The sequence below is a fragment of the Facklamia sp. P12945 genome, from assembly GCF_050409485.1.
Taxonomy (GTDB): Bacteria; Bacillota; Bacilli; order Lactobacillales; family Aerococcaceae; genus Facklamia.
The window spans coordinates 1-13,292 of record NZ_JBNUPJ010000028.1; the positions used below are offsets into that span (position 1 = coordinate 1).

General features: G+C 36.1%; 12 protein-coding genes and 1 pseudogene. 12 read left to right on the forward strand and 1 reads right to left on the reverse strand.

What is annotated here, in order from left to right; genetic code table 11:
• From ACQV2X_RS07990 to galU, 8 genes and pseudogenes are all read left to right on the forward strand, one after another.
• A pseudogene (locus ACQV2X_RS07990) lies at positions 1-430 on the forward strand (transposase); the annotation flags it as partial.
• A gap of 492 nt (positions 431-922) precedes the next feature.
• A complete protein-coding gene (locus ACQV2X_RS07995; RefSeq protein WP_428894409.1) occupies positions 923-1,816 on the forward strand; it encodes an ATP-grasp fold amidoligase family protein in 894 nt (297 codons plus the stop codon).
• Entirely contained in the window at positions 1,803-2,399 is a 597-nt protein-coding gene (locus ACQV2X_RS08000; RefSeq protein ID WP_428894404.1) for a serine acetyltransferase, read from the forward strand. The genes ACQV2X_RS07995 and ACQV2X_RS08000 overlap by 14 nt, the downstream gene beginning before the upstream one ends.
• A 17-nt stretch (positions 2,400-2,416) precedes the next feature.
• Positions 2,417-3,478 (forward strand): sugar-transfer associated ATP-grasp domain-containing protein, encoded by a 1,062-nt coding sequence (locus ACQV2X_RS08005; protein WP_428894405.1) that lies wholly within the window; start codon positions 2,417-2,419, stop codon positions 3,476-3,478.
• A 16-nt stretch (positions 3,479-3,494) separates the two neighbouring features.
• Positions 3,495-4,904, forward strand: coding sequence for an APC family permease (locus ACQV2X_RS08010; protein WP_428894406.1), 1,410 nt, complete (start codon positions 3,495-3,497; stop codon positions 4,902-4,904).
• An 18-nt stretch (positions 4,905-4,922) separates the two neighbouring features.
• Entirely contained in the window at positions 4,923-5,933 is a 1,011-nt protein-coding gene (locus tag ACQV2X_RS08015) for an NAD-dependent epimerase (protein WP_428894407.1), read from the forward strand.
• A 105-nt stretch (positions 5,934-6,038) separates the two neighbouring features.
• Positions 6,039-7,205, forward strand: a complete 1,167-nt coding sequence (locus ACQV2X_RS08020) for a nucleotide sugar dehydrogenase (RefSeq protein WP_428894408.1) — start codon at positions 6,039-6,041, stop codon at positions 7,203-7,205.
• A 73-nt stretch (positions 7,206-7,278) separates the two neighbouring features.
• Positions 7,279-8,157 (forward strand): UTP--glucose-1-phosphate uridylyltransferase GalU, encoded by an 879-nt coding sequence (galU, locus tag ACQV2X_RS08025; protein WP_428874757.1) that lies wholly within the window; start codon positions 7,279-7,281, stop codon positions 8,155-8,157.
• 64 nt (positions 8,158-8,221) lie between these two features.
• Here galU and ACQV2X_RS08030 read toward each other — a convergent pair whose 3' ends face one another.
• The gene (locus ACQV2X_RS08030; protein WP_428874756.1) at positions 8,222-9,145 is read right to left on the reverse strand and encodes a LysR family transcriptional regulator; all 924 of its coding nucleotides are present in this window, start codon (positions 9,143-9,145) and stop codon (positions 8,222-8,224) included.
• Between the two features lie 191 nt (positions 9,146-9,336).
• Here ACQV2X_RS08030 and ACQV2X_RS08035 point away from each other — a divergent pair, with 191 nt between their 5' ends.
• The 4 genes from ACQV2X_RS08035 to ACQV2X_RS08050 are packed head-to-tail and all read left to right on the forward strand — an operon-like array spanning position 9,337 to position 13,062.
• Entirely contained in the window at positions 9,337-10,038 is a 702-nt protein-coding gene (locus ACQV2X_RS08035) for a DUF5058 family protein (RefSeq protein WP_428874755.1), read from the forward strand.
• Between the two features lie 20 nt (positions 10,039-10,058).
• Complete coding sequence (locus ACQV2X_RS08040; RefSeq protein WP_428873660.1) at positions 10,059-10,724, forward strand: hypothetical protein; 666 nt, start codon at positions 10,059-10,061, stop codon at positions 10,722-10,724.
• Between the two features lie 13 nt (positions 10,725-10,737).
• Entirely contained in the window at positions 10,738-11,847 is a 1,110-nt protein-coding gene (locus tag ACQV2X_RS08045) for a M20/M25/M40 family metallo-hydrolase (RefSeq protein WP_428874753.1), read from the forward strand.
• A 12-nt stretch (positions 11,848-11,859) separates the two neighbouring features.
• Positions 11,860-13,062 carry a M20 metallopeptidase family protein gene (locus ACQV2X_RS08050; RefSeq protein WP_428881826.1) on the forward strand — a complete coding sequence of 401 codons (1,203 nt, stop codon included), beginning with the start codon at positions 11,860-11,862 and terminating at the stop codon, positions 13,060-13,062.
• Positions 13,063-13,292: the final 230 nt, after the last annotated feature.

The window sequence follows — 13,292 nt, forward strand, 5'->3', positions numbered from 1 at the left end:
ACTTAAAACAAAGAGGGCTAGAAAATGTTTTACTTTTTGTCTCAGACGAATTAACCGGGTTAGCGGAGGCCCTGACTAATGAGTTTCCGATGGCTCTTCATCCATCTTGTTGGACACACTTACTGAGACATGTCTCCATGAAAGTCCGTTTGAAGAACCGTCAAGAAGTGTTAGCGTCACTAAAAAAGTTCCTAAAGCCAGTAGTATCGTAGAAGCCACTCGACTACTCAATGAATTCATCCAGACCTGGGGAGCGACTTATCCAAAGTTGGCTGAACAATTGAGACTAAAAAAGAATCTTTTCTCATTTATGCATTTTCCCAAGGAAATATGGACATCCTTTTATACCAACAAACTATCAGAAGCCGTCAATAAACAAATAAAGCGGATCACAACAATAAAAGAACAGTTTCCCCATGAAGCCACTTAGGGAAAAACAGTCTATTGTTCTATTAGCGAGTATAACGCAAAGTTTGGACAGCGAATTCATAAAGGATTTGGGAAGGTTACCTTTGAACTTCGAAATCTTTTGGATCAAAAACGACCAGTTAACGAGACGAAATTAAGAGAAGGTCTCACAAAGCCCCAAGTATCTTAATGGACTAAACTAGCGCCCGTTGGTTGCTTCCCTCGCATTTTAGAGGAGCTATCGATCTCAAAGATACTAACGAATCTATAGGGCGGTCGAAAGCTCTTCTAAAATGCGAGGTTATGAATGGAAATAGTTGAAAATTTGATATAACAATTACAATCTTAAAATGTAGGTCACACAATTTATTTGACACTACCAGTAAAATTTCAAAATGATTATCTATTTATTATACAGATCAGTTATAATATCTTTAGTTTTTAATAAATAAATTTAACAAAATCGGATATTTAATACTATGTAATTATGTTAAGAGGTGATGTGTTGTTTAAGATGTTGGAAAACTATTTGAAACAAGTTTATTTAAAAAATTTTTATTCTAATGAAAGAAGAATTAGATATATTTTCGAGAAAAGATTGGGAAGAGAATTAGACCTTGAGAATCCAAAGAGATTTACAGATAAACAGCAGTGGTTAAAATTATATTGGTATGATCCGCTCGCAATTAAATGTGCAGATAAATATTTAGTGAGAGATTATGTGGATAATAAGATCGGAAAGAAATACCTAAATGAAATTATTGGTGTCTATAATTCAACAAAAGAAATTTCTTTTGAAAACCTTCCTAATCAGTTTGTTTTAAAAGGAACACATGGATCGGGATTTAATATAATTTGTAAGAATAAAGATAAATTAAACGAGAAAGAAGTCAAGAAAGAAATGGATCTTTGGTTAAAGAAAAATTATTTTTGGCAAAATCGTGAATGGGTTTATAAAGACATAAAACCTAGGATTATTTGTGAAAAATATCTATCGGAAGATGAAAACCATAACTATCTTACAGATTTTAAATTCTTTTGCTTTAATGGAGAACCTATATATTGCCAAGTTATTAGGGATAGAGGAAAAAATGAAACAATTGATTTTTATGATATTAATTGGAATCATATGCCCTTTAATGGTCTTAGAGAACTGCCTATGTCAGGTGCTAAACATCATAAACCCAAAAAATATAGTAAGATGATTGAACTGGCAAAAAACCTCTCTGGAAATTTCCCGTTTGTAAGAGTTGATTTTTATTATATAAAAGATGAAATAATATTCGGAGAATTAACATTTTTTCCTTTGAGTGGTGCGGGTAAATTTACACCTGATGAATGGGACTATAAATTAGGAGAATTACTTGTTTTACCCAATAGGAGGACTGATAAAAGTGGACACTCTTAACAATTATCCAAAAGGTAAGATTGAATCTAAAAAAGATCTTAAACAATTTCTCATAATTGAATCAAAAAGGTATGGTAGAAGAAATATAAGTAATCCTTTATTCTTAATTAAAGAAAATGATTTTTTATGGAGACATAATATTTTATTAAGAAAGACTGAATATTACCTTAATACTAGGAATAAAGTAATGGGATTAACTTATAAATTTTTATTAAAACGATTTCAGAATAGATATATGTTGCATATTCCAATAAATTCGTTTGGATGTGGTTTAAAGATAATGCATTTAGGTCCTATATTAGTTAATGGAAAAGTAAAGGCTGGGAGAAACATTTCAATCCATATTAACACAAGCATAGTTGCAGGAGGTAATGATGATGCAACTCCAAGATTGGAAGATGGGGTTGTAATAGGAGTAGGGGCTGTTATTTTGGGTCCAGTTACTATTGCAAAAAATATTGCTATCGGAGCCAATGCTGTAGTTAATAAATCATTTTTTGAGGAAAATATAGCAATTGCCGGTGTCCCTGCAAAGAAAATAAGTGATAATGGAAGATTATCATGGTTGAAGAATAGAAAGTAAAGTTGAGGTTAGTCACGATGGGTAAAATTTCAAGAAGTATTAGAAACTTAAGAAACAATATGTTAGCCTTACGATATGTTTTAAAAGAAGAAAAAAGTTATAATTCAGACCTAGCTTTTTTAAAAAAAATAAAAATTTTATTCAAAGGGTTTAGCAGTGAAAAATACTATCTCTACAATTTTTCTGAAAATAATCCATCTTATTATTTATCAGATTTTAAAAGACACTTAACGCGTACAATTAATGGTCCATACTCTATAATTTTAGATGATAAAATTCTTTTTGACAAAGTATTATCAGACGAAAAGATTACTCCAAAAACCTATGGGAAGATTTATTACGGTGATATTTACTTAGGTGAAAACAGATCTAATTTAGAATCTCTAATTTCATTAATTAAAAAAGAAAAAACCATTATAATTAAGAAACAGAGTGGAGGAGGGGGGAAAAACATATTCAGAATTCAGTATATTAACAATTGTCTTATAGTAAATAATAAATTTTATACAAAAGAAGATTTAAACGATCTTATTAAATTTTTTGAAAATTATATAATTAGTGAATATTTAAAGCAAGCAGATTATTCAGATAAAATTTATCCGGGAACAATTAATACTATTAGAGTTATTACAATGAGAGATTCAAAATCAGGTGAAGTATTCATTCCAATTGCAGTTCATAAATTTGGCAGTAAAAATACTGAACCGGCTGATAACGTGTGGAGAGGTGGCCTTACAGCACAAGTAAATATAGAAACAGGAATTATTCAGCAGGCAGCATTGCATCATTCTAAGAACAAAAGGATAGAGTGGGTTCATACTCATCCTGATACTAATGAAATTATCGAGTCTATACAAATTCCAAATTGGCACAAGATAAGAGATGATCTTATTCAATTAGCTTCTAAACTTAATTTTTTAAATTATATAGGGTGGGATGTTGTTATTACAAATGATGGTTTTCAGATTATTGAAGGAAATAATTATAGTGATGTAAATATTTTACAGATTCATCAACCGTTACTAATTGACGAAAGAGTAAAAAGATTCTATAAATATTATGGAATAATCAAATCTTAAAAAAAGGGAGTGAATTATGAATAATAATACAAAATTAGATAGAAGTCTCAGCCCACTTAATGTATGGTCCTTAGCATTAGGAAGTATTATTGGTTGGGGAGCATTTGTAATGCCTGGGAACCTTTTTCTTAAAACAGCAGGTCCTTTAGGTTCAGCAATAGGGATGATGATTGGTTCTTTGATTATGATTATTATTGCTATTAGTTATGGTTATCTGATACAAAAATTTCCTGTAGCTGGAGGAGAATTCGTATTTGCTTTTAAAGGATTTGGTAGAACTCATGCTTTTATTTGCGCTTGGTTTTTAGGATTATCATATTTATCAATTGTTCCTTTAAATGCAACTGCTCTTGGATTAATTGGTAGGTATATGTTTCCTGGAATATTGCAAGTAGGATATCTCTATACAATTGCCGGATGGGAAGTTTATTTAGGTGAAGTTCTATTTGCAAGTCTATCACTAATTATTTTTGCAATTACAAGTATTAAAGGCATCAAGATTTCAGGTAATATTCAGACATTTATGGCATTTGCCTTGGTTGGTTCGATTCTCTTACTCACTGTTGTTGCTTTATTTAGTAATCAAACATCAATAAAAAATTTAACTCCAGCATTCTCACCAGAAAACACACCCATTGGTGGGATATTAGCTGTGGTAGCTATTGCTCCTTGGGCGTTTGTTGGTTTTGATACTATCCCTCAAGCTTCTGAAGAAATGAATTTTTCTACTAAAAAAGCAATGGGAATAATGATCCTGTCAATTTTACTTGGCGGATTAATGTATATTGCAATGAACACCGTCACTGCAATTGTATATCCTTGGAATGAATTCATCGAGACAGGACCTTTCTGGGCGACAGGAGAAGCTGTTGAGCAGTTAATGGGACAAATTGGTTTATTTGTTTTAGGTATAGCACTTATTTCAGCGATATTAGCTGGAATAATTGGTTTCTATATGGCTACTAGTAGATTACTACTATCTATGGCAAGAGCAAAAGCATTGCCAGAATGGTTTTCGGTTGTTGATTCAAAGAATAAGACACCGAAAAATGCGATACTATTTGTACTTTTAATTTCACTAATTACACCTTGGTTCGGGCGTCAAGTCCTACTTTGGGTGGTTGATATGGCTTCAATAGGTGCAGCTATCGGTTATTTCTATACCACTGCTTCCGCTTTTAATATATTAAGAAAAACTAAGGGGAAAAGAATACAAATTGCAGTTAGCTTTATTGGATCAATTCTATCTTTAGGATTTATTATTTTATTAATTGTACCAGGTATGCCAGCATATTTGTCTTTTCCTTCAAGAATTGCATTATTTATATGGATCTTGTTGGGAATTATATTCTATGTGGTATCAGCAAAGTCGTATAATAAGTTAACTACTCAGGAGTTAAGTAAACTAATCATTAATGAAGAATAATAGAAACGGGGTAAGAAAATGAAAATTTTAATCACAGGTGCAGCTGGTTTTATTGGCTTCCACCTTTCAAAAGAATTATTAAAAGAGTCTCATGAGGTAATAGGTATTGATAATTTAAATACATATTATGATCCAGCTATAAAGGAATCGAGACTAGATATTTTAAATAAATATGAAAATTTTAAATTTCACAAAGTGGATTTAAAAGATAAAGATGCTGTAGATGAGATTTTTAAAATATATAAACCAACTCATGTTATTAACTTAGCTGCACAAGCAGGAGTTCGTTATTCTATCGAGAATCCATATGCTTATGTTGACTCAAATTTAATTGGTTTTGTTAACATTTTAGAAGCTTGTAGAAACTATCCAGTAGACCATTTAATGTATGCGTCTTCAAGTTCGGTATATGGAGGGAATAAGATAGCTCCGTTTTCCACTAATCATAATGTGGATCATCCAGTATCACTCTATGCAGCAACGAAAAAATCTAATGAGTTAATGGCTCATACATACAGTCATTTATATGGTATTCCTACAACTGGTCTTAGATTTTTTACAGTTTATGGTCCTTATGGTAGACCTGACATGGCCTACTTCTCATTCACCAAAGATATTTTAGCTGGAAAACCCATTAAAGTATTCAATCATGGAAAAATGGAAAGAGACTTTACTTATATTGATGATATCGTAGAGGGAGTAGTAAAATTAATTGAAAAAGTTCCAACGGCCAATAAAGAATGGAATGAAAGTAAAGATGATTTAAGTACTAGTTTTGCTCCTTATAAAATTTACAATATTGGTAATAATAATCCGGTTCAACTTATGCGTTTTATAAATGCGCTTGAATCAGCACTTGGTTTAGAAGCAGAAAAAAATTATATGGAAATGCAACCAGGTGATGTACTCAGAACTTATGCAGATGTAAGTGACCTTGAAAAAGATATTAATTTCAAACCCTCTACCAGTATTGAAGAGGGACTGACTAAATTTGTTAAATGGTATAAAGATTATTACAAAGTAAACTAAACAAGCAATTTATCGTTGGAATTGTTATATGATAAAAGAATCTGCGTTTAATTATAACTAGCAATTCTAAAATTAAAAAGGATTATAAACTAGGAGGAAGAATCAGTGAAAATCACAGTGGCAGGTACAGGGTATGTTGGTTTATCGATTGCCGTCTTATTGGCTCAGCATCATGAGGTAACAGCGCTAGACATTATTCAAGAGAAGGTTGATTTAATTAATAAGCGCATTGCGCCGATTGAGGACAAGGAAATAGAAGATTTTTTTGCCAATCAAGAGTTGAATTTAACAGCTACGATTGATGTCGAAGAAGCACATAAAGAAGCTGAAATGGTGATTATTGCGACACCAACGAACTATGATGACGAGACCCATACTTTTGATACGACGGCAGTAGAAGCGGTAATCGAAGATGTCTTGCGCATCAATCCACAAGCTACGATTGTTATTAAATCAACCATTCCTGTTGGTTATACTGAATCTGTGAAAGAAAAATATAAGGTTGATAATATTATCTTTTCTCCTGAATTTCTAAGAGAAGGCAAGGCCTTATATGATAATTTATATCCTTCACGTATTGTGGTGGGTGACCATAATGAAGCGGCTAAAAAGTTTGCAGATCTTTTAGTAGAAGGCGCCCATAGTGAGGATGTACCGGTTCTTTTTACTAATTCCACTGAAGCCGAAGCCATTAAACTATTTGCCAATACTTACTTAGCTTTGCGTGTGTCTTACTTTAATGAATTAGATACTTATGCTGAAGTGAGAGGGCTGGATGCTGGCCAAATTATTCAAGGAGTTGGCCTAGACCCTCGGATTGGAACCCATTATAATAATCCTTCTTTTGGCTATGGGGGTTATTGTTTACCCAAAGATACCAAGCAATTATTAGCCAATTACGGTGACATTCCACAGAATATGATGACAGCCGTTGTCGATTCCAACAAAACCCGTAAACAGCATATCGCCAATAGTGTCTTGAAGAGAAATCCTAAGACCGTTGGTGTCTTCCGTTTAACCATGAAGTCTGGATCGGATAACTTTAGACAATCCGCCATTCAAGATATTATTAAATTATTGGTAGATGAAGGGATCGAGATTATTATCTATGAACCGACTTTATCGCAAGATTCTATTATGAATTGTCCAGTAATCAATGATTTAGCAGAATTTAAGCAACAATCCGATATCATCTTAGCCAACCGTACAGAAGATGAATTAAAAGATGCTTTAGATAAAGTATTTACCCGCGATATTTTTAACGAAAACTAATACAACTAAGCATAGTGTGTTTGCTATGCTTTTTAGTGTGTACGGATTCAAATAAGAAAGGAGATGTATCCTGATGAAACAAAAAGTTCGTAAAGCCATTATTCCAGCAGCTGGTTATGGAACGCGTTTTCTACCAGCTACTAAAGCCATGCCGAAAGAAATGTTACCGATTATTGATAAGCCGACCATTCAGTATATCGTAGAGGAAGCAGTGGCAGCAGGTATTGAGGATATTATTATCATTACAGGGAAGTCTAAACGAGCCATTGAAGACCATTTTGACAAGAATACCGAGTTAGAATTAGACCTGATGAACAAGGGGAAGATTGCTATGTTAGAGTCGGTTCAAAAGGCCTCCAACCTAGCGAACGTCTACTTTATCCGCCAAAAAGAAATGAAAGGTTTGGGCGATGCCATTTATACCGCCAGAAGCTTTATTGGTAATGAGCCCTTTGCCGTTCTTCTGGGTGATGATATTGTGGTATCAGAAGAGGGTGATCAACCAGCCATTCAACAATTAATGGACGAATACGATTTAACCGGCTCCTCCGTTATCGGTGTCCAGACGGTCCCTCAAGACCAAACCCATCGCTATGGTATTATTGATCCCTTGGAACAAGATGGGCGCTTATACAAGGTTAAAACCTTTGTTGAAAAGCCTAAGCAAGGAACAGCCCCTTCCAACCAAGCCATTATGGGAAGATACGTTTTAACGCCTAAGATCTTTGATTTTCTAGCCAAGAAACAAGTCGGCGCCGGCGGAGAGATCCAACTGACTGATGCCATTCAAATGTTAAACCAAGACGAACCGGTCTATGCCTATGACTTCAAAGGCATTCGTTATGACGTCGGGGAGAAAATCGGCTTTATTAAGACCACCATTGACTTCGCCCTCCACCGCGAATTCGCTGAGGAAATCCGTCAGTATATGCGAGAGAAGTTGGAAGAATAAGATGAATAGATTAACCCCCTAGAGTTGAAGTTAGCTCTAGGGATTTTTATTTTCGCCCTACTTATTAATTAAATAATTGGATCGTTTCATCGATTTTCTCTTCGACTAGTTTAAGGATGACTGATTTTTCAAGCTTCGCCTTATAAATAATATAATCTAAACATTCCGAATGACTCGGTAAGACGCTTTTTTCAATTAAGTTGTATTTTTCTAGAATCGTTGGGTAGGTAGCTGTGGTCCAAGTGTAACTGCCTTTAATGGTAGCGATAAAGTCAAGCAGTGAACCTCGCTCATAAACTTGGATTAATTTCTTTGAGGAATTAATTTTTTTCTGCCATAAATAGGCCTCAGTATAATCATCCCATTCAAAATCACCGTGGATAATTTCTGTAAAGGGTTCTAAGTCTTTAAGCGCTAAATGCTCTTTTTTAGCCAGTGGGTGCTGCTGGGAAATCAGAACGACTCGAGGAAAGGAGGAAAGCTGCTTCCACTCAATATAACGCGCTTTTAATTGATTTTCAAAATGCTCCTTGTTCTCCGTATAAAAACGAATAATACCAATATCTGCATTGCCACTATTAACATCCTCGATGACTTGTAAGTTGGTTGTTTCAGAAAATTTGATCGATAAGTTATGATGTTCCTCTTGCAGGCGGTTGATCATTTTGGCGATTGCAAAAGCAATATAAGAAGACCTCCTGGCAGAAATAGAAAGCGAAGAGAAGTAATTAGTCGGTGTTAGATATTTGGTTTCAATTGACTGATAAAGGGCATCGAGTTTTTCCAAATCATTAAGAACTTGCTGGCCATCATTCGTTAGTTGAACCCCTTTGTGAGTACGATCGAAAATAGTAAAACCAATCGATTCTTCAAATCTTTTTAATATTGAACTCAAATAGGGTTGTGAAACGAAAAGATTTTGAGAAGCTTTGCTGATTGAACCCGTCTTCGCGATTTCCAAAATGTATTGAATATGATGAATGTCCATGGTCTAGGCTCCTAATAGTTTGATTATAAGTAAATGAGGATAGGTGGTATTGTTATCATCTATTTTTAATTGCTAGAGGATGATGGTAAAATTTAATTAAAGATGTAAGCGCTATCTTTAAAAGAGAACGGTTCTCAATAAGTTTATCATAGTTGAAGTCTTTTTTTAAAATTTAATAGGGAGGAATCTGTATGTCAGACCATCTAAAATTTGCCAACCATCCTTTGATGTATCTGGTTAGTGGAATTGGTATTGCTTTAGTGTTGATTCAAGGGACCTACATCCTAAAGAAAGCGATGAAGGCAACCAAAGAATTAAATATGGATCAACAGCGCGTTAAAAAAGGCCTACGAGTCGCAGCCATGGCCAGTATTGGACCGGCTTTAGGGATTGTAGGGAGTATTTTATCCTTGATTGTCTCATTAGGTGCGCCGGTTTCAGCCTTGCGGATGTCAATTATTGGAGGTACCAACTATGAAACCATGGCCGCCACCTTTGGTGCGCAAGCAGCAGGCGGAGAACTCTCTCCAATGATGGATCCAACGGTGTATGCCAATGCCTTATGGACGCCGGCTTTAGGGGTTATCCCTTGGCTAATTGTGACCTTCTTCTTTGGCCATCGCATGAATGTTATTAATGATTTTATGACAGGTGGACGAAAGGCCTTATTACCAGCAGTCAGTGTCGGTGCCATGTTAGGGTCTTTTGCCTACTTTGTCATGAATAATGTCGTAAAAATTAATGTCAATCCATCCTACGCCGTCGCTTCTTTATCGGCTTTAGTGATTATGATTATCTGCCAAAAACTAAGCGACCAATACGAATGGTTAAAGTCTTGGTCACTAACGATTGCCATGTTTGCCGGTGCTTTATGTGGCATGTTCTTTGTTTAGATCTATAAGGAGGAAAAAGAATGGGAGCCTATGAAAAATTCACCAAAAGTATAACTAATTTTGGCCGCTTAACCATGGTCTTGGGAGTGATTGCCGTATTACTACCCCCTCTAACCATGACCTTTGTCTTTGGTTATAATCCAGGTTTTGCCGCCATCATCGCCGGAGCTATTTCACAAATGTCTGTTTCTGGAGCTTTCTATCTGAGTGAACCTTTAACTTACTTCCCAATTGTTGGTACATCAGGCTTATATTTAACCATGTTATCAGGTAATGGGGTCAATATGAAGATTCCTGCCGCAGCCATTTCATCGGAAGCATCAGGCTACAAGCAAGGGACAGATGAAGGGGCTTTGATGGGGACAATCGGTTTAGCTGTATCCATCTATGTGGCTGTTTTCTTTGTGATTTTTGCGACCATTTTAGGACAAACGGTGATTACTACCTTACCTGCCGACTTAGCGAAGTATTTTGAGCTAATCATTCCAGGCATTTATGGGGCAATCTTTGGCCAATTTATGGTCAAGTCATACAAGACCGGTCTTTTTGCACTGTTGATTTCAACCGTTATGATCTACATTGTTCAGTTCATTCCAGGAAATCCATCTTTTGTTATTACTTTAACATCTATCTTTACTACTATTTTATTTGCGCGTAAACAATTAGAAAAAGGTCTATTAAACTAATAGGAGGTATACTATGATTGCTGAACGTAATTTAGAAATTTTTGAAGAAATGTTGATGATTCATTCGCCCTCTAAAGAGGAAAAAGAAATGGCAGATTATGTCATTAAATTTCTTGAAAATCTTGGAGCCGAGATTCATCTTGACGAAAGCCAGCATACCTACGGTGGCAATTCGCCAGTTATCTTTGCGAAAATTAAAGGAGACATAGAAGGCGAGGGCGTGTCACTAAATGCTCATACCGATGTGATTCAGCCCAATAAAAACTTAAAAATCGTTAAAAAGGACAATATTTGGTCCTCAGATGGGACGACGACCTTAGGTGGGGACGATAAGGCCGGTCTGGCCGCTATTTTAACCGCTGTGGAATACATTGTTAAGCATCAGATTAGTCACCAAGATATTTATGTAATCGTCACTCCCGGTGAAGAGCAGGGGATGTTAGGTGCGCGGAATATTAATTGGGAAAGTGTCTACCAGCATATCAATCCTGCTAAAAACTTAATTGTAGCTGACAATGCCGGCAAGGCCAATAAGGTCGCCTACCAAGCACCGACTTGTTACCGCTTTGAGATCACCATTGGAGGGCGTAAGGCCCATGCGGGGATCGAACCAGAAAAGGGCATTAATGCCATCCAAGTAGCGAGCAAAGTCATTAGCCAAATGCCGCTCTTAAGGATTGATGACGAAACAACCGCCAATGTGTCGCAAATTACTTCTGATTTCCCTAATAATGTGGTGCCAGATTCTTGTATCTTTACCGGTGAAATCCGCTCGCATCAAGAAGAAAAGGTCGACCAATTATTACAAGCCTACGAAGGCATTATCCAGCAGTATACAAACGACTATACCATCGAAACGCGTCGTGACTACCCAGCCCTTGCCAGTCAAGATGACCTCAAATTCGTCAAAGAAATTGTCGCAGCCTACGAAACAGTCGGTGTCAAAGCAGAGCCTCAAATTATCGGTGGAGGATCGGATGCCAACTTTTTTGCCGAAGAAGGTTTTAACTCAGCCATTGTCGGTGTGGGAATGGAGCTGGTTCATACGACGGAAGAATACCTAGATACGGATGAAATGATCCTAACGACTAAAGCGTTGATCAATTATTTAAGTAAAGGTTAAGTAGGTGGTTTAATGCCAAGCAAAGAACTATTTGAAAGAAATGATCAATACGAAAAAAAAATCATTCAATGGAGACGTGATTTACATCAGATTCCTGAGTTAGGCTTAGATTTGCCGAAGACAGTGGATTATGTTCGCAGTCAACTCATAGGAATGGGTCTTTCGGTTGAAGACCATTATGTCAACGGAAATGGCTTGGCTGTCGTCATAGAAGGAAGCAAAGAAGGGAGTCCAAATGATCGAGTAATGGGACTTCGAGCCGATATGGATGGTTTACCCATCCAAGAGGAAACGGGCTTGTCTTTTGCTTCGAGAAACGGTAATATGCATGCTTGTGGCCATGATGGACATACGGCTACGCTTCTAGCCGTCGCTGACTTTTTATCCCATCACCGTCATTTATTTGGAGGTAAGGTTAAACTAATCTTCCAACCCGGTGAAGAATACCCCGGAGGGGCAGAGCCAATGATTCAAGAAGGTGTCCTTAAAAATCCGGATGTAACACGGGTATTAGGTTTTCATATCGGTCATTTAGATAAAGCAATTGCTCCGGGTCATATTTCTTATCGTGTTGGTCCTATGATGGCCTCGATGGATCGTTTTCAGATTATAATCAAAGGCTTTGGCTTTCATGCCGGTTATCCTGAATCTTCCAAAGATCCGATTACAGTGGCTGCTGAATTGATAATGGCCTTTCAAACCATTAAGAGTCGGAATATTAAAGCCAGTGATCCAGTAGTCGTTTCTGTGACCCATATTGAAGGGGGCTTTAATCAAAATATTATCCCTGATCAAGTCTTCATTGAAGGCACCGTAAGGACTTTAAATGATGATTTGAGAGCATTTGTTCATCAGCGAATGAATAAGATTACCAAAGGTTTGGAAGTCGCTTATGATGTAAAAATTGACCTGTCTTATGAGTATAAATACCCCGTCTTAGTAAACGATCAAGCCTCTACTTTAGATACTGTTAAAGCTTTACAAGCAGGACTAGGCGATGATTACCTTATTCCATCAGCAGAGGCCTTAATGGGGGCTGAGGACTTTGCCTATTATGGTAAAGAGCTTCCAGCAACTTTCTTATTTTTAGCCAACCCAAGAGAGATTGAAGGCCAGTTCCATGGTCACCATTCTTCTAAATTCGATATCGATGAAAGCAAGCTCATCTTAGCCTTTAAGGCCTTTATTCTAGCAACCCTTGATTATTTACAATAGATTGATTAAAAGAGGACCTCCAATGTTCTTGGGATTTAGTTGTCGTAACTTAATCTTACAAGACATGGTCCTCTTTTTCTATACAAGGAGCATTTTTAAATTTACACAAGATGTTTTACACCATGATTCTTCGCTTTTTGTTAGACGATAATACATATGTGACATAAAACTAATAAAAAATAGGGAGCTTCTGTTACACTAAAGATATACAAACAACTTAGCGAAAGGAA

Excerpts from the sequence above, each read along its gene's own strand:
- ACQV2X_RS07995 (WP_428894409.1), top strand. The coding sequence starts at position 923 with ATGTTGGAAAACTATTTGAAACAAGTTTATTTAAAAAATTTTTATTCT.
- ACQV2X_RS08005 (WP_428894405.1), top strand. The coding sequence starts at position 2,417 with ATGGGTAAAATTTCAAGAAGTATTAGAAACTTAAGAAACAATATGTTA.
- ACQV2X_RS08010 (WP_428894406.1), top strand. The coding sequence starts at position 3,495 with ATGAATAATAATACAAAATTAGATAGAAGTCTCAGCCCACTTAATGTA.
- ACQV2X_RS08015 (WP_428894407.1), top strand. The coding sequence starts at position 4,923 with ATGAAAATTTTAATCACAGGTGCAGCTGGTTTTATTGGCTTCCACCTT.
- galU (WP_428874757.1), top strand. The coding sequence starts at position 7,279 with ATGAAACAAAAAGTTCGTAAAGCCATTATTCCAGCAGCTGGTTATGGA.
- ACQV2X_RS08030 (WP_428874756.1), bottom strand. The coding sequence starts at position 9,145 with ATGGACATTCATCATATTCAATACATTTTGGAAATCGCGAAGACGGGT.
- ACQV2X_RS08035 (WP_428874755.1), top strand. The coding sequence starts at position 9,337 with ATGTCAGACCATCTAAAATTTGCCAACCATCCTTTGATGTATCTGGTT.
- ACQV2X_RS08040 (WP_428873660.1), top strand. The coding sequence starts at position 10,059 with ATGGGAGCCTATGAAAAATTCACCAAAAGTATAACTAATTTTGGCCGC.
- ACQV2X_RS08045 (WP_428874753.1), top strand. The coding sequence starts at position 10,738 with ATGATTGCTGAACGTAATTTAGAAATTTTTGAAGAAATGTTGATGATT.
- ACQV2X_RS08050 (WP_428881826.1), top strand. The coding sequence starts at position 11,860 with ATGCCAAGCAAAGAACTATTTGAAAGAAATGATCAATACGAAAAAAAA.